The sequence below is a fragment of the Streptomyces sp. MCA2 genome, assembly GCF_023544705.1.
Classification (GTDB): domain Bacteria; phylum Actinomycetota; class Actinomycetes; order Streptomycetales; family Streptomycetaceae; genus Streptomyces; species Streptomyces decoyicus.
Map to the genome: position 1 here is coordinate 79,941 of NZ_JAMJFM010000010.1, position 23,669 is coordinate 103,609.

The following is a 23,669-nucleotide window of genomic DNA, read 5'->3' on the forward strand; positions in this document are numbered from 1 at the left end:
GCCCTGGCCCGACCGCCCTGAGAAGCCGCATCGTCGCCGATGGTGAGCTTGTCCCTACTTAGGCCTACCTGGGCGGCCGGGAGCGTGGACGGCGGGGCCGTTTGTCTCAGCAGGTGTCTCACGGACCGGACGCACGGGGTGGGTGGCACGGGCGGTGGCACGGGCACGCGCGCACCCTGCGGACGGTCACCGGGGCGCACCGCCCGTACGCTGCCGGCCCGGCCCGCGGGAGACCGCCCGGTTCATCGCCTCGGCCGCGATCCTCGCCGCCGCCTGCAACGTCCGCTCGCCGAGCAGCTCCGTACGGATCGCGCCGCCGGCCGCGAGATGGCGGTCGTACGGAAGCGGCAGGACCGTCGCGCCGCCGATGCCCAGATGCTCGGTGGCCTTGCGCAGGTCCAGTCCGGAATCGGGTGACACATGGCTGAGGACCACCACCGTCGTCGGCAGCATTCCGGGGTGGAGCCCACCGACCCAGTCCAGTACCGAGCGGGTGGCCGCCACTCCCTCCGGGGTCGCCGGGGAGACCAGCACCCGCGCCTGTGTCGTCACCAGCGCGGTACGCGCCACCTCGGCGGGCAGCGTCTCGCAGTCCACGACGGTGGTCGCGAAGTACCGGCGCAGTGAGGTCATCACCACCCGGTAGGTGTCGATGTCCAGCCGCGTCCCGATGGCGCCCTGGCTGCCGGGCAGCAGCCAGCCGCCACCGGGGAACGGAATCAGATAGCCCGTGAGGTCCGTGATCAGCATCGACGGATCCACGATCTGCGCCAGGTCCGTGCCCGACCAGCGCACCTCCCGCGCACCCAGCCGGTGCGGCAGCGTGCCGAGCGCCGGATCGGCCTCGATCGCCAGCACCGGATCGGCGCGGTAGTGCGCGTAGGTGAGGGCCAGCAGCGCGGCGACGGTGGACTTGCCCGCGCCGCCCCGGATGCTCGACACGGAGATCTGCCGGCCTGTGGTCACCGGCTGCTGGATGGCGTACGCGGTCTGCGTGACGGAGGCGGTCTCCGCCGCGGGCGAGGACGCGATCGCCCGCCGGACGGCCCGCCCCGCGCGCTGGGCGACGGACTCCCCGTGCCGCGGCTTGGACCGCAGCGCGTCCAGCTCGGGCGGCATCAGCGGTACCGAGACGGGGGTGGGACCGGACCGGCGTACGGGGGTGGGCGTGTGCACGCGAGCGGAAGGGACCGCAGCGGTGGACGGGGGCGGCGTGGGGTGGGGCGCCTGTGGGGCGTGGGGCGCCGACGCGATGTGGGCGGCCGGTGTGGCGTGCGAAGTCGACGCGACGTGGGCGGCCGGTGTGGCCTGCGAAGCCGACGCGACGTGGGTGGCCGGTGTGGCCGGCGTAGGGGCCGGTTCCGGTACGGGCTGTGGCGTCGGAGCGGCAGCGGGCATGGGGCCGGAAGCGGGCGGCGGCGGGCCCGCGGCGGGCATGGGCCCGGAAGCGGGCATGGGTCCGGGGGCGGCAGGGGCGCCCGGAGCGCCGGCCCGTAGGGCAGCGGGGTCCGGTGTCTGCGGCGGAGCGGAGGGCGCCGGCGGGTACACCGCACCGCCGGGTCCGGGCGGATACACCGCGCCACCAGGTCCCGGCGGGTACACCGCGCCACTGTGGCCCGATGGGTACGCCACACCGCTGTGGCCCAACGTGGCGGAGTGCGCGGAGTACGCGGAAGCCGGGGCGGTTCCTACGGGCGCGGCCGCCGTATCCGGCACGGCCGGCTGCACCCTCGTCGGCACCGGCGTGTCCCACACGGACGCTTCCGCGGGCGCGGACGTGAGGTCCACGGGAGGGAGCGTGGCTTCCACAGACGCGGGCGTGGCTTCCACAGGGATGCCCGCGGCTCCCCCAGGCGCGTCCGCGGAGCCGGGCGTGGCCGGGCCGCCCTCTACACCGCCCGCCGGGCCGTCCGACCCCACGGACGTTCCCGGCGTCATCGCCGCGCCGCCGAGCTCGCGCAGCAGATCGTGCTGCCAGTCCCCTTGTACCGGTCCACCTGGTTGCACCGGTCCACCTGGCCCGCTCGATCCTTTTGATCCATCTGCTGATCCCTCTGCCGACATGATCCCGCGGCCGCCTTTCCGGTTCAGAGCGTGTGCAGCAGCCGGCTGTAGACCCCGAACGCCCCGAGGGCGACCGGGATCAGCGCCACCACGCTGACCGACTCGACGAGGTTCATCAGCCGGCGCAGCCTGACCTGAACGTGCTCGGGCACCCGTACCGCGAGCACCACCAGCGGAAGCACCGCCAGCACGCACAGCGCGGCGAGCGCGCCCGAGGGGTCCCCCGCGCCCGCCGCCCACCGCAGCGCCAGACACACCCCCACGGCCGTACCGGCCGCCAACAGGGCGACGACCTCGGCCGTCAGGGGATAGGCGCGTGCGCGCGAAAGCGTCACCACGCACAGCAGGGCCGCGGCAGCGACCGACCAGCCGTCACCGCGGCCGGCGGCCAGCATGCCCGCCGCGCCCGCGGACACCGCCATGGCGACGGTGGCCGGCGCGAGACCGCGATGAGTGGCGCCGAGGGCCGTCACCACCTGGTGACGGCTCACCGGAGTGCCGCCGGACCGCTGGTCGTCGAGCCGGGTCAACCCGGCCGCCGTCAAGGCCAGTCGGGGCAGCCGGCCCAGCACCAGCACCGACAGCACACCGAGCGCGACTCCCGTACCGGCCGCGTCGGTCAGCGCCAGCCCGGCCTCCCAGGCTCCCACCGCGAGCGCGACCGTCGCCGCGCCGACGAGTCCACCGCGGCCCAGCTCCGTGCAGACCCCGAGCAGAGCGAGCGCGGCCGCGACGGTCAGTCCCACGGCCGCCAGCCGCACCGTGTCGGTCGAGGCGGCCTGCCAGGAGGCGAACGCGCCGAGCGCGCCGCCCGCAACGAGCAGTGTGGTGCCCAGCGAACGCCGTCCGAGCCGTGCGCCGGCAGCTCCCACGGCCGCGGCGAGCACACCGGCGACACCGAGCCAGAGCGCGGCCGGGCCCGCCCCGTACCAACTGGCCGCCGCGGCCCCGGCGACCAGCGCCAACAGCACGCTCGCCGCACCGGCCGTCCACGTCCGGCTCCGCTCGTCCCAGCGCCGGGTGCGCAGGTCCAGATCGTCGACGGCCTCATCCATGGGGTCGTGCGCGACCGGCGCCGCCGACGCCTCGTGCTCCCGTACGAGGCGCAGCACCGAGCCGTCGGGCACCTGCGCCGAAGCCAGCGAGTCGTCCTGCGACAGCACCGACCCGTCCGCGGTCACCAGCCGCCGCGGCGACGGCCCTTCACCGGGCCGGGCGCCGAACAGCCGCAGAATGTCGGGCAGCAGCACACCGAGGGGTTCCTGCGCGGGGAGCACGAGCTCGACCCGCCGCCGCTCGCCCACGAGGGTCACCCGGCCGAGGGCGGTGCGCGACGCGGCCCCCGGATCCATCCCCGAACTCACACTCACCATGCCGACGCGGCCCCTGCGTTGCTGCCAGTTGTACGTGCTCCGGGGGCCCGCGGACCGTCGGCCGTCCTGCCGGCGATGAACGGCCACCCCACGCAACCGGCACACTCCACGGCCCGCTCCCCCCTTCCCGTTGCCTCTCGCGACACGATACGGCCCGCCTCCGACGCGGTGTCCAGCACGGCCGACGGCGGAGGGTGGGGCAAACGACAGCGGATGGTGGGGAAAACCCCACCCCCACCACCCCAGCCACCCCATGGCACACGGAGCGGCGGCCGGGCAGGCTGGGCGCATGACGGAAAGTTCCCGACCCAGTGCAGCTGATGCCGCTGATGACGCCGCTGACGGCGTCTCATTGCCGCCTCCCCGAGGGCCGCTCAGCGGCAGGACGTGGCGGGAGATCGCGTACCTGCTGTCCAATCTCCCGTTGGGCATCACCGGGTTCCTGGTCCTGGTGATCTGGCTGGCGCTCGGGGCCGGGCTGGCCGTCACCGTGATCGGGCTGCCGCTGCTGGCGAGCGGCCTGGGGGCGTGCCGGGTCTACGGGCGGCTGGAACGGGCGCGGGCGCGGGCGCTGCTCGGGGTGCGGATACCGGAACCGAGTCCGCTGCGGGCCCGGGAGGAAGGGTTCCTGCCCCGGGTGTGGGCCTGTCTGAAGGATCCGGTCGCCTGGCGGCATGCGTTGTTCGCGTCCATCCGGCTGCCGTGGGTCGTCCTCACGTTCACGGTCGTCGTCGCCTCGCTGTTCGCGGCGTGGCCGGCGCTGCCGTGGGTGGCGCGCTGGCTGTCCAACGTGGACCGGGCGATGGTGCGCGGCCTGCTCTCGCCGTCCGACGAACTGGAGCGGCGGATCGCCGAGCTGGAGTCGGACCGGGTGACGGTCACCGACACGGCGGCGGCCGACCTGCGGCGCATCGAACGGGATCTGCACGACGGCGCACAGGCCCGGCTCGTGGCGCTCGCCATGGGGCTCGGCCTGGCGAAGGAGAAGCTGCTGGAGGGCCGGACCGACGAAAGCGTGGCGGCCATGGTGGACGAGGCGCACGGCGAGGTGAAGCTGGCGCTTCAGGAGCTGCGGGATCTGGCCCGGGGCATCCATCCGGCGATCCTCACCGACCGCGGGCTGGGGCCTGCCCTGGCTTCGCTGGCCGGGCGCTGCACGGTGCCCGCCACCACTGCCGTGGACCTGGACGAGCGGCCGGCGCCCGCCATCGAGGGCATCGTCTATTTCACGGTGTCCGAGCTGCTTCAGAACATCTCCAAGCACAGCGCGGCGCGACAGGCGTCCGTCGAGGTGTGGCGGGCGAAGGGCCGGCTGCTGATCCAGGTGACGGATGACGGGCGGGGCGGGGCGCGGCTGGACGGCGGCAGCGGGATGGCCGGGCTCGCCGAGCGGCTGGGGTCGGTGGACGGCCTGTTCGTGCTGGATTCTCCGGTGGGCGGGCCCACGCGGGTGACGGCGGAGGTGCCGTGGCGGGCGCGGGCGGAGTCGCGGACGGGGACGGGGACGGGATCAAGGGCGGGGACGGGGGCGGGGACAAAGGCGGGGGCCAAGGGCCGCTGACGGGTCGTCCGCCCGGGCGGGTGTCCGGCCGGCCGCGTGTCCGGCCGGCCGCGTGTCCGGCCGGGCGGCCTGGGCCGGGGAGGCGGGGGTGGTGCCGGCCACCGGCCCGGGGGTGGGGAAAACCCCAGGCGAAGACTGCGAAGACCCTCATGGTGCGGAGGGCGCCGGGCGCGGACCCTTGTCGGAGCGGAAGAAGCCGCACGGCCTGGCAGTTCGGGCAGCGGATCCGACAGAGACCTGGGCCGCATCCATGGCCGCACCCGTGGCCGTATCCATGGGCCGTATCCATGGGCCGTACCCATGGGCCGCATCCGGCAGAAACGGACGACGAGACGATGGACACCGCATACGCACCCCCTCCCCGCGGCTCCCGTGTGCCCGTGGGGCTGCGCGCCCCGTTCTCCGGGCGCACCTGGCGGGAGTTCCTGTACCTCCTCCTCAGCCTCCCGATGTCCATCGTGATGTTCACCTACGCGATCGTGGTGATCGCGCTGGGCGCCGGCCTGCTGGTCACGTTCCTGGGCATCCCGGTGCTGGCGGGCGGTCTGGCCGGCAGTCGTGCGCTGGGCGGTCTGGAGCGCCTACGGGCCCGCGCGCTGCTGGGGCTGGACGTCGCCGATCCGGAGCCCGTCCGTCCGTCCAAGCCGAGCCTGATGGGGTGGGTCGGGGCGGTGCTGAAGAGCGGGGCGTCCTGGCGGCACCTTCTCTACTCCCTGCTGCACTTCCCGTGGGCGCTCTTCTCCTTCATCTTCTCGGTGACGTTCTGGACCCTCGGCTGGGGACTGCTGGCCTACCCCCTGTGGCGGTGGACCTTCCCCGCGTACCTCGACCAGCCGGGCATCCAGATGTGGGGTGACGGCCACGGCAACGGCCTCTATCTCGACGCCCCGGCGGACATCGTGGTCACCAGCGGGGCCGGGCTGCTGCTGGTGCTGGCCGGGCCGTGGGTGATCCACGGTCTGACCCAGCTGGACCGGGTCATGGTCCACGGGCTGCTGGGGCCCTCCCTCCTCGCCACCCGGGTCTCGCAGCTGGAGTCGGACCGCGGGGTGGTGGTGGACACCGCGGCGGCCGATCTGCGCCGCATCGAGCGCGATCTGCACGACGGCGCTCAGGCCCGGCTGGTCTCGCTCGCCATGGACCTGGGGCTGGCCAGGGAGAAGCTGGCGGAGGATCCGGAGGCCGCCGCGAAGATGGTGGACGAGGCACACGGCGAGGTGAAGATCGCGCTCCAGGAGCTGCGGGATCTGGCCCGCGGCATCCACCCGGCGATCCTCACCGACCGGGGTCTGGGTCCCGCGCTGTCCGCACTGTCCGCGCGGTGCACGGTTCCGGTGACCGTGACCGTGGACCTGGACCACCGGCCGGCCGCGGCCATCGAGGGCATCGCGTACTTCACCGCCTCCGAGCTGCTCCAGAACGTCTCCCGGCATGCCCGGGCCACCAGCGCGACGCTGGACGTCTGGCGCACCGCGGACCGGGTCATGGTGCTGGTCTCCGACAACGGCCGGGGCGGCGCGCACACCGAAGCGGGCTCCGGCCTGGCCGGTCTCGCCGAACGGCTCGATGCCGTCGACGGCCTGCTGCTGGTGGACTCCCCGGTCGGCGGCCCGACCCGCATCACCGCCGAGCTGCCGTGGCGCGGGTGACCGCGAAGCCGCCGGGCGCCTCTCCCCTCGTCTTCCCCCTCGCCTTCCCTCTCCCCCACCCTTCCTCGTCCCCCGATCCCCCTCATCCGCCGCGCCGCCGTCCGGATGCTGGGATGCTGGAGGCCGGTAGGGGCGGGATGCGATGAGGCATGGGGGAATCTGAGCCGTGGAGGACAAGGTGCGGGTGGTCATCGCCGAGGACTCGGTGCTGCTCCGGGAGGGCCTGACCCGGCTGCTCACCGACCGGGGGCACGAGGTCGTGGCAGGCGTGGGGGACGCCGAGGCGCTGATCAAGACGATCGGGGAGCTGGCGGACGAGGGGGCCCTGCCGGATGTGGTGGTGGCGGACGTACGGATGCCGCCGACGCACACCGACGAAGGGGTGCGGGCCGCGATCCGGCTGCGCCGGGACCACCCCGGCCTCGGGGTGCTGGTGCTGTCGCAGTACGTCGAGGAGCAGTACGCGACGGAGCTGCTGGCCGGGTCGAGCCGGGGCATCGGCTATCTGCTCAAGGACCGGGTGGCCGAGGTGCGGGAGTTCGTCGACGCGGTGGTCCGGGTCGCCGGGGGCGGGACCGCGCTGGACCCGGAGGTGGTGGCGCAGCTGCTGGGCCGCAGCCGTAAGCAGGATGTGCTGGCGAATCTGACGCCGCGGGAGCGGGAGGTGCTGGGCCTGATGGCCGAGGGCCGGACGAACTCCGCGGTCGCCCGGCAGCTGGTGGTCAGCGACGGCGCGGTCGAGAAGCACGTCAGCAATATCTTCCTGAAACTGGGCCTGTCGCAGAGTGACGGGGATCACCGCAGGGTGCTGGCAGTCCTCACCTATCTGAACTCCTGACCACCTGACACTCTGTCAGATGGGTGGCCCGAGGTGTTTTCCACCGAGGTCCAGGACTTTGGTCGTAGAACCAAGGGACGAGTCCGGAGCGTCATGAAGAGGGGGTCACGGGGGCGATGATTTCATGACAAAACACACCAGATCGGTGTCTCGGGTTGACGTCCAGCATGCGAACTATCCAGGGAAGGCCACCCTTACCCACGTACGATGGTTATGGGACAACCGGTCGGTATGACACGTCCCGAGCCCTGCCTCCGGGCGGGGACGCCGCACCCCTCGAGGGAGGTCCGAAGCAGTGACCAGCCAGGTCAGTAGCCCAGCCGAGCAGACCGACGCAGCGCTTGTCGGGGAGCAGCGCGCTTCCGGTGAAGGCAAGGAAGTCCGACGCCTTGACCGTGTGATCATCCGGTTCGCCGGCGACTCCGGTGACGGTATGCAGCTCACCGGCGACCGGTTCACGTCCGAGACCGCGTCGTTCGGCAACGACCTGTCGACGCTGCCGAATTTCCCCGCCGAGATCCGCGCCCCCGCCGGAACCCTGCCGGGCGTCTCCAGCTTCCAGCTGCACTTCGCCGACCATGACATCCTCACGCCCGGCGACGCGCCGAATGTGCTGGTGGCGATGAACCCGGCCGCGCTGAAGGCGAATCTCGCGGATGTGCCGCGGGGCGCGGACATCATCGTGAACACGGATGAGTTCACCAAGCGCCCGATGGCGAAGGTGGGCTATGCGACCAGTCCGCTGGAGGACGGGTCGCTGGAGGCCTACAACGTCCATCCGGTGCCGCTGACCACGCTGACGATCGAGGCGCTCAAGGAGTTCGGGCTCTCCCGCAAGGAGGCCGAGCGCAGCAAGAACATGTTCGCGCTGGGTCTGCTGTCGTGGATGTACCACCGGCCGACCGAGGGCACCGAGAAGTTCCTGCGGACGAAGTTCGCGAAGAAGCCGGAGATCGCGGAGGCGAATGTCACGGCCTTCCGGGCGGGGTGGAACTTCGGTGAGACGACGGAGGATTTCGCCGTCTCCTACGAGGTCGCACCGGCGACGAAGGCCTTCCCGACCGGCACCTACCGCAATATCTCCGGGAACCTCGCGCTGTCCTACGGCCTGATCGCGGCGGGCCGGCAAGCGGATCTGCCGCTGTACCTGGGCTCCTACCCGATCACCCCGGCCTCCGACATCCTGCACGAACTGTCCAAGCACAAGAACTTCGGCGTGCGCACGTTCCAGGCGGAGGACGAGATCGCCGGGATCGGTGCGGCGCTGGGTGCCGCGTTCGGCGGTGCGCTGGCGGTGACGACCACCTCGGGGCCCGGTGTGGCGCTGAAGTCGGAGACGATCGGTCTGGCGGTCAGTCTGGAACTGCCGCTGCTGATCGTGGACATCCAGCGCGGCGGGCCGTCGACGGGACTGCCGACGAAGACCGAGCAGGCGGATCTGCTCCAGGCGATGTACGGGCGCAACGGTGAGGCGCCGGTGCCGATCGTGGCGCCGAAGACGCCCGCGGACTGCTTCGATGCGGCGCTGGAGGCGGCCCGGATCGCGCTGGCCTACCGCACCCCGGTCTTCCTGCTCTCCGACGGCTATCTGGCCAACGGTTCGGAGCCGTGGCGGATCCCCGATGTCAACGAACTGCCGGATCTGCGGGTCCAGTTCGCCTCGGGCCCCAACCATCAGCAGGCGGACGGCACCGAGGTGTTCTGGCCGTACAAGCGTGATGAGCAGACGCTGGCCCGGCCCTGGGCGGTGCCGGGCACGCCGGGCCTGGAGCACCGTATCGGCGGCATCGAGAAGCAGGACGGCACGGGCAATATCTCCTACGACCCGGCCAACCACGACTTCATGGTGCGCACCCGCCAGGCGAAGGTCGACGGCGTCGACGTCCCCGACCTCGAGGTCGACGACCCCGCCGACGACAGCGGCCGGGGCGCCGGGACCCTCGTACTGGGCTGGGGGTCGACCTACGGGCCGATCACCGCGGCGGTACGGCGGGTGCGGGGCGCCGGGGAGCGCATCGCCCAGGCGCATCTGCGGCACCTCAACCCCTTCCCGCGGAATCTCGGCGAGGTCCTGGCGCGTTACGACAAGGTGATCGTGCCGGAGATGAACCTCGGACAGCTCGCCACTCTGCTGCGCGCCAAGTACCTCGTCGACGCGCGCTCGCACACCCAGGTCAGCGGAATGCCGTTCAAGGCCGAGCAGCTTGCGGAGGTCTTTAAGGAGGCCATCAATGACTGAGACGATCGCGGAGGGGTCCTCGCAGATCGAGGCGCTCTCCCTGGTGCCCAAGGCCGACGCCAAGCAATCCATGAAGGACTTCAAGTCCGACCAGGAAGTGCGCTGGTGCCCCGGCTGCGGTGACTACGCCGTCCTTGCCGCCGTACAGGGCTTCATGCCCGAGCTCGGCCTGGCCAAGGAGAACATCGTCTTCGTCTCCGGCATCGGCTGCTCCTCCCGCTTCCCGTACTACATGAACACCTACGGGATGCACTCCATCCACGGCCGCGCGCCCGCCATCGCCACCGGCCTGGCGTCCTCCCGGCGCGATCTGTCCGTATGGGTCGTCACCGGCGACGGCGACGCGCTCTCCATCGGCGGCAACCACCTCATCCACGCCCTGCGGCGCAACGTCAACCTCAAGATCCTGCTGTTCAACAACCGGATCTACGGTCTGACGAAGGGCCAGTACAGCCCCACCTCCGAGGTCGGCAAGATCACCAAGTCGACGCCCATGGGTTCGCTGGACGCCCCGTTCAACCCGGTCTCGCTGGCCCTCGGCGCCGAGGCGTCCTTCGTCGCCCGCACCGTCGACTCCGACCGCAAGCACCTCACCTCGGTGCTGCGCGAGGCCGCCGCCCATCCCGGTACGGCGCTGGTGGAGATCTACCAGAACTGCAACATCTTCAACGACGGCGCCTTCGAGGCCCTCAAGGACAAGGACCAGGCCGAGGAGGCCGTCATCCGCCTGGAGCACGGGCAGCCGATCCGCTTCGGCGCCCTGGCCCCGGACGGCTTCGGCTCCAAGGGCGTGGTCCGCGACCCGGCCACCGGCGACCTCAAGGTCATCGACGTACGGGAGGAGGGCACGGGCGGCGTGCTGGTGCACGACGCGCACAACCCCTCGCCCACCACGGCCTTCGCCCTCTCCCGGCTCGCCGACGCCGACACCCTGCACCACACCCCCATCGGGGTCCTCCGCAGCGTCGGCCGGCCGGTCTACGACACCCTGATGTCCGACCAGCTCGACGACGCCATCGAGCAGAAGGGCAAGGGCGACCTCGCCGCCCTGCTGACCGGCAGCGACACCTGGACGGTCGTCGGCTGACGGTCGCTCCACGGCGGAAACCGGCAGCGGTTTCCCGGGCCGGCCGCCGCACGGGGAGGCCCTGAGGATCCACCGGATCGTCCGCGGGTGCCCGTACGGGAACGTCTTATGGCGTCCCCGTACGGGCACCCGCCGGCGTTTCCGGCACCCCATACGGGCACCCGCTCGCGTTTCCGGCTTGCCGCGCGGCCGCTCCGGGCGAGGCCACCGGCCTGCCGGCCGCCCCGCCGGCGCCCTGGATACCGGCCCACGCCCGCCGTTCCGCCCCGCGTCCCTTCTACGGCGTCCGGGACGGGTGCCATGCTGGCTGCTTCCAACCGCCAAGGGGTAGTGACATGAGCATCGTCGTCACCGGCGCCACCGGGGCACTCGGCCGGCTCGTCATCGAGGAACTGCTGAAGCGCACCGCACCGGACGAGATCGTCGCGGTCGCCCGCGACCGTGCCAAGGCCGCCGGCCTCGCGGCCCGCGGTATCGGGGTCGAGGTCGCGGACTACAGCCGGCCCGAGACGCTCCAGGGTGTCTTCGCGTCCGGCGACCGGGTGCTGTTCATCTCGGGGAACGAGGCGGGGCGGCGCCTGACCCAGCACCGCGCCGTCATCGACGCCGCGCGGGAGGCGGGCGTCGCGCTGCTGGCGTACACCAGCGTGCTGGGCGGGCCGAGCGCCACCTTCTCCATCGCCGAGGAGCACGTCGCCACCGAGCAGGCGCTGCTGGCGTCCGGGGTGCCGTACTGCCTGCTGCGCAACGGCTGGTACCACGAGAACTACACCGGTGCGCTCGCCACCACCCTGAGGACCGGCGCCGTCGTCGGCAGCGCCGGCGAGGGCCGGGTGGCCACCGCCGCGCGCCGGGACTACGCCGAGGCGGCCGCTGTCGTCCTCACCGGCAGCGGCCACGAGAACACGGTGTACGAGCTGAGCGGCGACACCGCCTGGACGATGGCCGAGTACGCGGCCGAGGTGTCCCGGCAGACCGGCCGGCAGATCCCGTACCGCGACCTGCCGCAGGAGCGGTATGTGGCGCTGATGGTCGAGGCGGGCGTACCGGCGCTGGGCGCGCAGATGGTCGCCGATGCGGATGCCGGGATCGCCCGCGGCGAGCTGGCCGCGACCCCCGGCGAGCTGTCCGGGCTGCTCGGCCGTCCGACCACACCGCCCGCCGAGGCGATCACGGAGGCGCTGAAGGAGCTTTCCGTCTGAAGCGGTTCCCGGTCCGGAGCGCCCGTCCCCCGGTCCCAAGCGCCCGTCCCCCGGTCCGAAGCGCCCGGTGCCTCGGCTGAGCCGGGTCTGCGGACGCGTACTCCCCCGGTACGGCCGGCCGCACCGGACCCCACCGGCCGTCATGACCGTATGCCAAGACAGGCATGACAGCCGGGCCGGGCGGCGCTACGTTCACTGGGGCGGCGAAGAGCACCCACAGGAGGTCCCCCTTGCAGCCTCGAAGCGATCAGCGTGTCGGACTCGCCTACGGTGTCACCGCCTACACCATGTGGGGCCTGCTGCCGCTCTACTGGCATCTGCTGGGCGCCGCCTCGCCGTCCGAGATCCTGGCCCATCGCATGCTGTGGTCGCTGCCCGTGGCCGTCGTCATCCTGGCCGTGCTGCGCCGCTGGTCCTGGATCGGCCCGCTGCTGCGGCAGCCCCGAAGGCTCGCGCTGATACTGGTCTGCGCCGTGGTCATCTCGGCGAACTGGTTTCTCTACATCTGGGCGGTCAATGCCGGGCATGTCCTGGAGGCCTCGCTCGGCTACTTCATCAATCCGCTGGTCAGCATCGCTTTCGGTGTCCTGGTACTGCGTGAGCGGCTGCGCCCGTTGCAGTGGACGGCGGTGGGAGTCGGTCTCCTCGCCGTCCTCGTGATGACCGCCGCCTACGGCAAGGTGCCCTGGATCGCGCTGATTCTGGCCTTCTCGTTCGCGACCTACGGTCTGGCGAAGAAGGGCATCAAACTCGACGGGATCGAGGGCTTCAGCGCCGAGACCGCCCTCCAGGCGCTGCCGGCGCTGGGCTTCCTGGTCTTCCTCGGCCTGCACGGCGAGTCCAGCTTCACCACCGGCGGGGTGGGCCAGGCGCTGCTGCTCTCCGCCTGCGGTATCGCGACGGCGGTGCCGCTGATCTGCTTCGGCGCCTCGGCCGTGCGGCTTCCGCTGACGACGGTCGGGATGCTCCAGTATCTGGCGCCGACCTTTCAGTTCGTGCTGGGGCTCACCGTCTTCCACGAGAAGATGCCGCCGGAGCGCTGGGCCGGGTTCGCGCTGGTGTGGCTGGCCCTGGCGGTGCTGACCTGGGACGCGCTGCGGACCGCACGGCGGGCGCGGACGGCACTGGCCGACGCGGCGGCCCGCGCGGGCGAGGCCGCCGCGGGCGGCGCGGTACCGGCGGCGGACGCGGCGCAGGAAGCGGCCGCCGCGCGGAACGCCGCCGCGCAGGCCGCGCCGCCGCAGCCTCCCGGCCTCACGCAGTGATGTCCCGGGTGGTGAAGCGTGCCCAGGCCGCCGAGCCGAACACCAGGGCGTACAGCGCCTGGAGGCCGAGGTTCTTCTGCAATTGGTCCCAGTAGACGGGGTCGCGGAGCAGGTCCGCGAAGGACAGCCAGTAGTGCGGGAAGAGATAGGGCTGGACGGCGTGCAGCTGCGGGAGGGTGTCCAGGATCTGCACGGTGATCAGCAGGCCGACCGTGGTCGCCATGGCCGCGATACCGCTGGTGGTGAGCGCCGAGACGAACAGGCCGACGGCCGCCACCCCGACGAGGGACAGCGCCACCGCCACCGCGATGGCCAGCGCCCGCAGCAGCCCCTCGCCGAAGGACACGGAGGTGCCCGAGAGCAGGGTGACCTCGCCCAGGGGGAAGAGCAGCGCGCCGGTCACCAATGCGGAGACCGCCACGACCAGGGTGCCCACCAGGCAGAACGTCAGGGTCGTGGCGTATTTGACCAGCAGCAGGCGGGTGCGGCCCGCGGGGGCGACCAGGAGATAGCGCAGCGTCCCGCCGTGCGCCTCCCCGGCGAGGGAGTCGCCCGCGATCACGCCGACGGACATCGGCAGAAAGAACGGCAGCGTCACGGCGAGCGAGGTGAAGACCAGGAAGAGGCCGTTGTGGGTGATCTGGGAGAGGAACGCCGGGCCGCCCGCACCGCCGCCACCGCCGCCCTCCGGCCCGCCGTCGCCGGTCTCGATCCTGACGGCGATGCCGACCAGGACCGGTACGCCCGCGAGCACCGCCAGCAGCGCGAGGGTGCGCCAGCGCCGGAACGTCACACCGATCTCGCTGCGCAGCAGACCCAGCGACCACAACGGCCGGGGTGCCCGCGGCACCGTCTCAGCCTGCGACATCGAAGCCCTCCCCGGTCAGCTGCACAAAGACATCCTCCAGCGAGGCGCGCTCCGTACCGAAGCCGCGGACCCGCACCCCGGCCTGCACCAGCGCGGCGTTGAGATCCGCCAGGTCCAGCGGCACCCCGCCGTCCGGCGCGCCCAGGGGCGCGTCCGCGTCGGGGAGTTCGCCCGTCACCCGGTCGTCGGCGGCCTCCAGACCGGTCAGGCCGTGTTCCTTCAGGATGCGGACCGTGTCGGCCGTGTCGGGGGTGGTCACCGTCAGCCGGCCGTGGCCGCGCGAGTCGAGGACCGTGGCGGAGAGGTCGGCGACCGTGCCCTGGGTGATCAGCCGGCCGCGGGCCATCACGGCGGCATGGGTGCAGACCTGCTCGATCTCGTCGAGGAGATGGGAGGAGAGAAAGACGGTGGTGCCGTCCGCCGCCAGCTCGCGGACCAGGGCGCGGATCTCCCGCATGCCCTGGGGGTCCAGGCCGTTGGTCGGCTCGTCGAGCACCAGCAGTTCACGCGGCTGGAGCAGGGCGGCCGCCAGGCCCAGGCGTTGCTTCATGCCGAGGGAGTAGGCGCGCGCCTTCTTGCCGGCCGCGGCGGCCAGGCCCACCCGCTCCAGCGCATGGCCGACCCGCTCGGCCCGGCTGCGGGGATCGGCGACCGGGTCGGCGGCGTCGAACCGCCGCAGGTTGTCCCGCCCGCTGAGGAAGCCGTAGAGCGCCGGGCCCTCGATGAGGGCGCCGACCTTGGGGAGCACCCGGCGGCCCGCGGCGGGCATCGGCTGCCCGAGCACCCGGGCGCTGCCCGCGGTGGCCTCGATCAGGCCCATCAGCATGCGGATGGTGGTGGTCTTGCCGGAGCCGTTGGGGCCGAGGAAGCCGAAGACGCTGCCGCGCGGTACGGCCAGATCGAGGCCGTCGACGGCGAGCTGGCCGCCGCGGTACGCCTTGGTCAGCCCCCGCGTCTCGATCGCCAGGTCTCCGGACGGCCGGGGGCCGGGCCCGTCCGCGGGCGGGCGGGCGCCGTCATGCCCTGCGGCGGGCGGCTGTGGCATCGGCTCCCCCAAGGTCTACGGATCTGGCCCACGGGCTGCGCCGCGCCACCCGTGGAGGGATGGCGCGGCGGCCCGCGATACTGCGGTGCCCGTTACTTGGCGGCGTTGGCCGCGTCGATCAGAGCCTGCTTGTCGACGGCGCCGACATAGACCGTGCCGTGGTCCGTGATCAGGGCGTTGACCAGGCGGGTGCTGAAGACCCGGCCGGAGCCGAAGGAGCCGTTCACCTTCTCGCCGATGCTGTCCAGGAACTTGCCCGCGTCGCCGCCGGCGCCCTGGTCCTTGCCGGAGGGCAGGCCGGAGCCGTCGCCCTTGATCGTGGCGATGGACGTCCAGCCCTTGCCGAGGACGTTCAGCCCGCCCATGTCCTTCTTGAAGGCCTTCATGTCCTTGGGGGACGGGGCGTCCTTGCCGTGTGCGCGCGGCGCCTTCGCCCGCGCCTTGTCGCCGTCGACGACCTTGGCGCCCTTGGGCGGTGTGAAGGAGAACGTGTTCGCGGCGGGCTTGGCGAAGTCGACGTTGGTGTAGCCGACGTCGATGGCGGCCGCGCCACCGCTCTTGGGGGTCAGGGTGAACTTCAGCGGCACACCGTTGGCGGCGTCCACCGCGACCCGGATCGAGCCGACCGTCGAGGCGGCCTGCTTGGGCTTGATCAGCAGCTGGTAGGCGTCCCGCCCGGCGACCTTGGCGGTGCCGTCGACGGTGACCGAGGTCGTGTCGCCGGCCGCCTTCAGGGCCTGCTTCGCGAGCTCCTGCGGCGTGGCGTCCTTCAGGCCCCCGGGGAGGTCCTTGGGCGCCCGGTGCTGCTTGCCGTGCCGGCCGGCGTCGAGTGCGGTGCTGTGCATGGCGGTGTTGCTGCCGCTGTCGTAGGCCCAGATCTCGTTGCCGTTGTGGACCAGGCTGTACTCGGCTGCCTTGTCGACGATCGACACCCGCTGCTTTTCGGGGCCGTCGGCCGCGACGCGCAGCGTGTGCGCACCGGACGCCAGCTCCATCAGCTTGTTCTGGGGCGCCGCGGAGGCGCCGTCCCCGCCCTTCCCGCCGCCCTGGGCACCGCCGAACCCTCCGGCGCCGCCACCGGCACCCGGCAGGGACGGCAGACCGAGGTCCGTGGAGACCCGGACCGTCCCGGAGAGCTGCTGGACGTCCGACTTGGCGACCTTGGCTATCAGGTCCTGGGCCGAGATCTTCGGCAGATCCGGAGAGCCGGCACCGGCGAACGCCGGGACCAGCCCGATCGTGGCCGCCGCCACCCCTGCCACCGCGACCGGCACGCCATAGCGCACCGCCTTACGGCGCCCCGGGGAGCGCTCCCCGTCCCATCCGTCGGTGACCTCTGTCGGTTCGTTCCGTGGCATCTGCCCTACCTCCGTCGTATGCGGCGGTTGCTGCGCTGTCCACTCGTCCACCCCTGGGGCTGATTGTGACCCGGCCGCCGCGCTTTGGTGCTTTCCATCTCACCAAAATGCGTCGCGGATAACGTCACCCCGCGGGAGCAACTTGTCCTACTGCTGAGGTATGACGCACGGTCACCTCGGGGCGGAGCCCGTACGCCAGGAGTCGGATCTTTCCCTAGGGGATCCGGGGACAGGCTCTCAGGGACACGGGACGGGCCCCGGGCGATGAGCGGGCAGGCTCGGCAGGGAGGAGACCTCAGCCGGCCCGGTGCACCACGGCGTCGCAGAGCCCTTCGAGGGCCGACTTGGCCGTGCAGGACCGCAGCGGCGCCAGCATCGCGCGGGCCTCCTGGGCATAGCGCACGGTGTCGCGGCGGGCCTCTTCGAGCGCCGGGTGGGCGCGCAGGCCGGCCAGCGCCTCGGCGTGCCGGGCGTCGTCGGTGAGGTCGCCGGCCAGCAGCTCGCTCAGGGCGCGGTCCTCCGGCGTACCGGCGTCGCTCTCGGCGCGCGCCCGCAGATGCAGCACGGGCAGCGTCGGGATGCCCTCCCGCAGGTCCGTGCCGGGCGTCTTGCCCGATTCATGCGAATCGCTGGCGATGTCCAGGACGTCGTCGGCGAGCTGGAAGGCGGTGCCCAGCCGCTCGCCGTACTGGGTGAGGATGTTGACCGCCGACTCGTCGGCGCCCGACATCATCGCGCCGAAGCGGCAGGCGACGGCGACCAGCGAACCGGTCTTGCCGGCGAGCACGTCCAGGTAGTGGTCGATGGGGTCGCGGCCGTCGCGCGGGCCGGCGGTCTCCAGGATCTGGCCGGTCACCAGGCGTTCGAACGCCTGGGCCTGGATCCGGACCGCCTCCGGCCCGAGGTCGGCGAGGATGTGCGAGGCGCGGGCGAACAGGAAGTCCCCGGTCAGCACCGCGACGGAGTTGCCCCAGCGGGCGTTTGCGCTGGCCACCCCGCGGCGCACATCGGCCTCGTCCATCACGTCGTCGTGATACAGCGTCGCCAGATGCGTCAGCTCCACGACGACCCCGGAGGGCACCACACCCGGGCTGTAGGGGTCACCGAATTGGGCGGCCAGCGTCACCAGCAGCGGGCGGAACCGCTTACCGCCCGCGCGCACGAGGTGCTGCGCGGATTCGGTGATGAACGGCACGTCGCTCTTGGTGGCCTCCAGCAGGCCCTCCTCGACAGCCGCCAACCCGGCCTGGACATCGGCCTCAAGAGCCTGGTCCCGCACGCTCAGCCCGAAGGGCCCGACGACGGTCACGAGGGGTACTCCTGTCTGCTGACGATCAAACTGAATGTCGATCTGTCGCTGTCTCCACCATTGGCCAGCGTATCCGGTCTCAGTTCGATCACCGTGAGCGCCCGCCCCCCGACCCACCCGGGATGCACAGCGACCCGGCCGGCAGGTTCTGGATCACCGGTTGACGCGGTGTGGCGCGAGAGCGTGAGGCCGGCAACGACAAGAGTATTTCTGGCCTTCTTCTTTCCGGGCAAGGCCTGCCACTTCTCGCCGGGCACGGCCGGCCACTTCCTTCACGGGCACGGCCGGCCACCCGCCGTACCCGGACACGGCACGGAGCACCCCGGCCCGGCCCCCGGACCACGGCCGCCCCGGCACACCCCCACCCGCCATCGGCGGGACCCTACGCCCCCTCGGGACCGGCCCTCCCCGCGAAATCACCGCAGCACAGGATGACTTCCCGCACGCACGAGGGGGCCACGGGCCCGCCGGGGGAAGCCCCCCGGCCTCACCCGTACGCCCGCGCCACCGCCCGCGCCAGCCGCGGCGAGGCGAACTCCGTACCGCACACGAAGCGCATCACCGGCCCGAACGAGGCGGCCGCCGGCAGCCCCGTGAAGTACAACCCCGGTACGGACGAGCCGAAGCCGGCGTCCAGCAGCGGTCCGCCGGCCCGCGTCACGATGCCGGTGCGCAGCCCCTGGCCCAGGAAATCCAGCGCCGCCAGATCCATCCGGTACCCCGTCGCGGCCAGCACATGGTCGGCCACGAGTTCCCCGCCCTGCCCGTCGGCGCCGCGCAGCGCCAGCACGGGGCGGCCGTCCCGGACCGTGGCCCGTACGATCCGCCGCCCCTGCGTCACCTGCACCCGGCCCGCGAAACGGTCCCGCAGCCACCACGCGCCCAACGGGCCGAGCACCCGCCGCACCAGATACCGCCGGGCGGGCACCGGCAGCCGGCGGAAGGCACCGGCGTGGTGCGTCAGGGCGTACAGCGACCAGGCGTTGCCGAACGGCGACGGCGGCCGCAGACGGGGCTGGCGGTCCGGCGGCGTGCCGAAGCCCACGGCGGCGGGCCCGCGCGCCACCACCCGTACGGACGCCGCGCCCGCCTCGGCCAGCAGCACCGCGCTCTCCAGCGCCGACTGCCCGGCGCCGATCACGACCACCTGCCGGCCGGCCAGCGCGGACAGGTCGTGGTGCTGCGCACTGTGCGAGACCGGCCCCGTGGCGGACGGCCCGTCCGGGATCGCGGCGGCGAGTTCCGGCGGCAGGTGCGCCAGCCCGCTCAGGCCGGTGGCCACGATCACCGCCCGCGCGCCGACCTGCTCGCCACTGTCCAGCTTCAGCTCGAAACCGTCGTCCCGCCGGTCGACCGAGACCACCTTGACCTGCTCCAGGTCGGGGACCAGCCGCTGCTGCACCCACTGCCCGTACCGGACGAACACCTCGATGGGGAGGACGTCCCAGTCCGACGCGTAGGGGCCCTCCCCCGTCGCCGCGCAGAAGTCGGCGAGGGTGTGGCCGGTCTGCGGGGCGTCGATGCTGGAGGCGGCCGGCGTCGACTTGAGCAGCATGCCCGCGGGCATCTGCGTGCGCCAGCTCGCCATCGGCTGCCCGAAGACCCGCACCGGCAGGCCGCGCGCCCGCAGATGCGCGGCCGTCGACAGGCCGTACGGGCCGGCCCCGATGACCGCTACCGGAGTGCTCACTTCGGTCCCTCCCCTTGCCTGAGTGGTGCCTCGGTTCCCGCCCGGCGGCCGGCCCGTCGCAGCTGCATCAGATGGCGGGCGCCCGGCCCGACGGACCGCACGAGCATCGTGAAGAACGGCAGCGGGTCGTCGCCCGCGAACCACGCCAGCTCGGTGCCACAGGCCCGCGCCGGAGCGTGCGGCGCGCGGGAGCCGCTGCGCCGGTACGCGAGCCGGGCGGGCAGATCGACGTTCTCGACGACGAAGCGGCGCCCGGCCCGCTGCGCGCCCCCGGGGACGGCGCGCCCGGTGAGATCCAGATGCTGGGCGCGGACGACATCCACCCCGGCCGCGTTCTCGAAGAGCCGGAACTGGGCGCCCATCCGCGGATTGAAGTCCAGCAGCTTGTACCGGCCGTCGCGGCGGTCGAACCGCCAGTCCAGATCGGCGATCCCGGTGAAGCCGATGCGGTGGACGAACTCCGCCGAGATTTTGGCGAGTTCCGGGTTGTCGACGACATACGCGCAGGCCGTCATGCCGGCGTGCGGCGGCCAGGAGCGCACCTTGACGCCGGTGAACAGCGCCAGCGGCGCCCGGTCCGCGCCGAAGCAGGCGTGCACGATCCAGTCCTCGGCCTGCTCCCGCGGCAGATACTCCTGAAGGATCACGCCCGGCCGCGGGCCCCAGTCACGGGCCAGGTCCAGCAGCTGGTCCGGCCCTCCTATCCGGGTCGTGCCGGAGACGGCGGGCCTTTTGCGCCGGACGAACGCCTCGCGGTTCTTGGCCACCAGCGGGAAGCGCGCCCGCCCGGCATACGCCGCTATCTCCGCGTACGAGCCGGGGAAGACGGCGGCCGGCGAGGGCACGCCGTGCGCGACGCACAGTTCGTGCAGGCCCTGTTTGCTGGCCAGCTGCCGCGGCAGGCCGGGGGCGACCCGGGGGAAGAGGAACGACCCGGCGAGCGCGTCGGCGTGCTCGGCGATCAGCACGGCCGCCTCTTCGTCGGTGGGGATCAGCAGCGCCGGCCGGCCGATCCGCCGGCCGATCCGCAGCAGCCCCGTCACCAGCCGGTCCGGCTCCTCCCGTCCGGTGGTCGGCCAGACGAAGCGGCCACGGAGGTAGCGGGAGGCCGCCGCCGGTGTGAAGCGGTCCTCCGTCACGGCGTACATGGGCACCCCGAGCCGCCCCAGACTGCGGATCGCCCCCACGCCGCCGTGGTGCAGGGGGTAAGCCCCGATCTTCACGATCAGCCCCGGAACGCTCCGGTCGACCGCGAGCCGTGCGCCACTGCGAGCCACGTGTCCCCCCAACGGTGCGGTCCCTCCCCGGCCCGCGCCAGGAAAGGAAGCTAGGCCCGAATTGCGTAGTGCAGCAAGGCTTTTCCGGACATTGCCGAGGCGTGGGGGCGCAACGCACGGCGCGTCCGCCGTCCGACTTCGTACGCATCCACGCCCTCGCGCCCCATGACCGCCCCGCCGGTCACCGCCCGGCCGTACGCTGATCGACGGCCCCGCCGGCCCGCGGCCACCAGCCCGGACGACCCGGCCGCCCACCGGCGACGACGAACGCGAGGAGCTGTCCATGCCCGAGCAGAGCCCGTTCGACCTGGCAGAAGGCGACCCCTTCGGCCCGCACAACCTGCCCTACGGCGTCTTCAGCACCGTCGACGCGCCCGACCAGCGCCGCCTCGGCGTCCGCTACGGCACCCACGTCCTCGATCTGAGCGCCCTGCCGAGCGCCCTGCCCGCCGCCATCCATCCGCACGCCGAGCTGCTCGCGGCCCCGACCCTCAACCCCCTGCTGGCCGCGGGACGCCCCGTCTGGCAGCAGATCCGGGCGGCCGTCCACAGCGCGGTGACCGACCTCGCGCACCGCGACGAAGTGGCGCCGCTGCTCCATCCGCTGGCCGAGGTCACGCTGCACCTCCCCTTCGAGGTCGCCGACTACGTCGACTTCTACGCCAGCGAGCACCACGCCACCAACGTCGGCCGGATCTTCCGCCCGAACGACGCCGCGCTGACCCCCAACTGGAAGCATCTGCCGATCGGTTACCACGGCCGGGCGGGCACCGTCGTCGTCAGTGACACGCCGGTCGTCCGGCCCCGGGGCCAGCGCAAGGCCCCCGCGGACGAGGCGCCGACGTTCGGCCCCTCCCTCCGCCTCGACATCGAGTCCGAGATCGGCTTCGTCGTCGGTACGCCGTCCACGCTGCACGAATCCGTCGCCCTGGACGCCTTCCGCGACCATGTCTTCGGCGTCTGCCTCCTCAACGACTGGTCCGCACGCGACATCCAGGCCTGGGAGTACGTGCCGCTCGGCCCCTTCCTCGGCAAGTCCTTCGCCACCTCCGTCTCCGCCTGGATCACCCCGCTCGACGCCCTCGACGAGGCCCGTACGCCGCCGCCCGCCCGGGACGTCCCGCTGCTGCCCTACCTCGACGACGCGGACGTGGAGCCGGGCGGCATCGACATCCGTATCGAGGTGCGCATCAACGGCGAGACCGTCTCCCGGCCGCCGTTCTCCGCCATGTACTGGACGGCCGCCCAGCAGCTCGCCCATATGACCGTCAACGGCGCCTCGCTGCGCACCGGCGACCTGTTCGCCTCCGGCACGGTCTCCGGGCCCGACCCCGACCAGCTCGGGTGCCTGCTCGAACTCACCCAGGGCAAGGGCCCCTACCTCCAGGACGGCGACGAGGTCACCCTCACCGCCTGGGCACCCGGCCCCGAGGGCGCCCGGATCGGCCTGGGCGAGGTCACCGGCCGCATCCTGCCCGCCGTATGACCGGCGCGCCGCTCACCCTCCCCGAGGAGCTGCTGCTGCTCGCCCTCGACCCGGTCCGCGGCCGGCCGCTGAACCACCGCAAGTTCCTCCAGTACGGGCTGGCCGGCGCGGCGCTGGCCGATCTGGAGGAGGCCGGGCGGATCGCCGTCGAGGGCGGCGACCGGATCAGGGTGACCAACCCGCTGCCGCTGGGCGATCCGGTGCTGGACGGCGCGCTGGCGGCGCTGCCAGGGCCGGACAAGCAGCGCCGGGGCGTCAAGGCACAGCGCTGGGTGCGCAGCGCCGGCCGGCCGGTCCAGGAGCTGTGTCTGCGCCGGCTGGAGGAGCGCGGCGCGCTGCGCAGGGAGACCCGGCGCGTCCTGGGTCTCTTCCCGTCCACCTGCTTCCCGGCCGGGGCGGTGGATCTCGCCGGCCCGGCCCGGGACCGCTTCGCCGGGGCGCTCAAAGCCGGGTTCCCGGACCGCCGCAGCCGGTTGCTCGTCGCGCTGGCCTCGGCGACCGATCTGGACCGCGTACTTCTGCGGAGCCGCGAGCACCGCCCCGTACGGCGCGAGGTGAAGCGGTGGGCGCGGGAGATCTGGACGGTACATGCGGTGGAGCGCGCGGTACGCCAGGACAAGGAGGCGGGGTCGAATGCCGCCTCCGGCTGAGCCGGACCGAGCCGCCCGTAATACGGCCGTCCGGCCCGTCATGTCCGCTTCTCCGTCACAGCACCACACCAAGTCCGTACCGACGGTGCCGCAATACGGGCCGCGGCCCGGACCGCGGTGCGGGGCCGCTGCTAGCCTCACGTCTCCCTGTCCCACAACGGAGGAGACGTACGTGCGCAAGGCAGCGCAGATCGCCGGGGCGGCAGCCATCGCCGCGATGCTGCTCAGCGGTTGCGGAAGCAGCGGCGACAACGGCAACGACAGCAAGCCGAGCAAGTCGCCGGACGCCGCGCCGTCGACTCCGGGAGGCGCCGACAAGCCCGCGAGCCCCGGCGCGGTCGAGGGCGCCTGGAAGGCCGGCTCGGCCGGCAGCCCGCAGGTCCTCGTGATCAGCAAGGGCACCGTCGCCTTCAGCAACGGGCACAAGGCCGCGTGTCTGGGCAAGGTCCAGGAGATGGCCGGGATGACCATGGCCGCGCTCAAGTGCACCGACGGGGACACCACCCGCACCATGGGCACCCTCAAGCCCGGCGCCGACGGCAAGACCCTGACCGTCGACTGGAAGAACGGGCCCACGGAGAAGTACACCAAGTCCAGCGACGGCAGCGTGAAGATCCCCGACATGCCGCAGCTGCCGAGCGGGATGCCCAAGAGCTGACCGCCCGCCGCACGGCGAACGGCCGCCGCCCGGAACCCCCCGAGGGCTCC

19 protein-coding genes are annotated in these 23,669 nt (G+C 72.7%); 10 read left to right on the plus strand and 9 right to left on the minus strand.

Features of this window, described 5'->3' with window-relative positions; translation table 11 throughout:
- Positions 1-186: 186 nt before the first annotated feature.
- Entirely contained in the window at positions 187-1,176 is a 990-nt protein-coding gene (locus tag M8I34_RS10750; protein ID WP_250049197.1) for a hypothetical protein, read from the minus strand.
- 911 nt (positions 1,177-2,087) lie between these two features.
- Complete coding sequence (eccD, locus tag M8I34_RS10755; protein ID WP_250049198.1) at positions 2,088-3,437, minus strand: type VII secretion integral membrane protein EccD; 1,350 nt, start codon at positions 3,435-3,437, stop codon at positions 2,088-2,090.
- 289 nt (positions 3,438-3,726) lie between these two features.
- Between eccD and M8I34_RS10760 the strand changes: the two genes are divergently transcribed.
- The 7 genes from M8I34_RS10760 (at position 3,727) to rarD (ending at position 13,278) form a co-directional block, all read left to right on the plus strand.
- The gene (locus M8I34_RS10760; RefSeq protein WP_250049199.1) at positions 3,727-4,998 is read left to right on the plus strand and encodes a sensor histidine kinase; all 1,272 of its coding nucleotides are present in this window, start codon (positions 3,727-3,729) and stop codon (positions 4,996-4,998) included.
- A 335-nt stretch (positions 4,999-5,333) separates the two neighbouring features.
- Positions 5,334-6,647, plus strand: a complete 1,314-nt coding sequence (locus M8I34_RS10765) for a sensor histidine kinase (RefSeq protein WP_250049284.1) — start codon at positions 5,334-5,336, stop codon at positions 6,645-6,647.
- A 178-nt stretch (positions 6,648-6,825) separates the two neighbouring features.
- Entirely contained in the window at positions 6,826-7,485 is a 660-nt protein-coding gene (locus M8I34_RS10770) for a response regulator transcription factor (RefSeq protein ID WP_030986072.1), read from the plus strand.
- 295 nt (positions 7,486-7,780) lie between these two features.
- Positions 7,781-9,724, plus strand: coding sequence for a 2-oxoacid:acceptor oxidoreductase subunit alpha (locus M8I34_RS10775; RefSeq protein ID WP_250049200.1), 1,944 nt, complete (start codon positions 7,781-7,783; stop codon positions 9,722-9,724).
- On the plus strand, positions 9,717-10,811 hold the full coding sequence (locus tag M8I34_RS10780) for a 2-oxoacid:ferredoxin oxidoreductase subunit beta (RefSeq protein WP_250049201.1): 1,095 nt from the start codon (positions 9,717-9,719) through the stop codon (positions 10,809-10,811). Before M8I34_RS10775 ends, M8I34_RS10780 begins: the two co-directional genes overlap by 8 nt.
- 335 nt (positions 10,812-11,146) lie before the next feature.
- Complete coding sequence (locus M8I34_RS10785; RefSeq protein ID WP_250049202.1) at positions 11,147-12,013, plus strand: SDR family oxidoreductase; 867 nt, start codon at positions 11,147-11,149, stop codon at positions 12,011-12,013.
- Between the two features lie 230 nt (positions 12,014-12,243).
- Positions 12,244-13,278: an EamA family transporter RarD gene (gene rarD / locus M8I34_RS10790; RefSeq protein ID WP_250049203.1), complete on the plus strand. Its 1,035-nt coding sequence runs from the start codon at positions 12,244-12,246 to the stop codon at positions 13,276-13,278.
- Here the strand turns inward: rarD and M8I34_RS10795 are convergent.
- The 7 genes from M8I34_RS10795 to M8I34_RS10825 all read right to left on the minus strand — a co-directional run bounded on the left by M8I34_RS10795 (position 13,268) and on the right by M8I34_RS10825 (position 20,825).
- Positions 13,268-14,146, minus strand: a complete 879-nt coding sequence (locus tag M8I34_RS10795) for an ABC transporter permease (protein WP_250049204.1) — start codon at positions 14,144-14,146, stop codon at positions 13,268-13,270. The genes rarD and M8I34_RS10795 overlap by 11 nt on opposite strands.
- A complete protein-coding gene (locus M8I34_RS10800) occupies positions 14,133-15,191 on the minus strand; it encodes an ABC transporter ATP-binding protein (RefSeq protein ID WP_250049205.1) in 1,059 nt (352 codons plus the stop codon). The genes M8I34_RS10795 and M8I34_RS10800 overlap by 14 nt, the downstream gene beginning before the upstream one ends.
- 92 nt (positions 15,192-15,283) lie before the next feature.
- Entirely contained in the window at positions 15,284-16,549 is a 1,266-nt protein-coding gene (locus M8I34_RS10805) for a DUF2092 domain-containing protein (RefSeq protein WP_250049206.1), read from the minus strand.
- Positions 16,550-16,844: 295 nt separating this feature from the next.
- Positions 16,845-17,858 (minus strand): polyprenyl synthetase family protein, encoded by a 1,014-nt coding sequence (locus tag M8I34_RS10810; protein WP_250049207.1) that lies wholly within the window; start codon positions 17,856-17,858, stop codon positions 16,845-16,847.
- Positions 17,855-18,115 (minus strand): hypothetical protein, encoded by a 261-nt coding sequence (locus tag M8I34_RS10815; RefSeq protein WP_250049208.1) that lies wholly within the window; start codon positions 18,113-18,115, stop codon positions 17,855-17,857. Before M8I34_RS10815 ends, M8I34_RS10810 begins: the two co-directional genes overlap by 4 nt.
- Before the next feature lie 230 nt (positions 18,116-18,345).
- Positions 18,346-19,548, minus strand: coding sequence for an FAD-dependent oxidoreductase (locus tag M8I34_RS10820; protein ID WP_250049209.1), 1,203 nt, complete (start codon positions 19,546-19,548; stop codon positions 18,346-18,348).
- The gene (locus M8I34_RS10825) at positions 19,545-20,825 is read right to left on the minus strand and encodes an ATP-grasp domain-containing protein (protein ID WP_250049210.1); all 1,281 of its coding nucleotides are present in this window, start codon (positions 20,823-20,825) and stop codon (positions 19,545-19,547) included. The genes M8I34_RS10820 and M8I34_RS10825 overlap by 4 nt, the downstream gene beginning before the upstream one ends.
- Before the next feature lie 283 nt (positions 20,826-21,108).
- Here M8I34_RS10825 and fahA point away from each other — a divergent pair, with 283 nt between their 5' ends.
- The 3 genes from fahA (at position 21,109) to M8I34_RS10840 (ending at position 23,619) form a co-directional block, all read left to right on the plus strand.
- Positions 21,109-22,311, plus strand: coding sequence for a fumarylacetoacetase (fahA, locus tag M8I34_RS10830; protein ID WP_250049211.1), 1,203 nt, complete (start codon positions 21,109-21,111; stop codon positions 22,309-22,311).
- On the plus strand, positions 22,308-22,961 hold the full coding sequence (locus M8I34_RS10835) for a GPP34 family phosphoprotein (RefSeq protein ID WP_250049212.1): 654 nt from the start codon (positions 22,308-22,310) through the stop codon (positions 22,959-22,961). The genes fahA and M8I34_RS10835 overlap by 4 nt, the downstream gene beginning before the upstream one ends.
- A 172-nt stretch (positions 22,962-23,133) precedes the next feature.
- Positions 23,134-23,619 (plus strand): hypothetical protein, encoded by a 486-nt coding sequence (locus M8I34_RS10840; RefSeq protein ID WP_250049213.1) that lies wholly within the window; start codon positions 23,134-23,136, stop codon positions 23,617-23,619.
- Positions 23,620-23,669 lie beyond the last annotated feature (50 nt).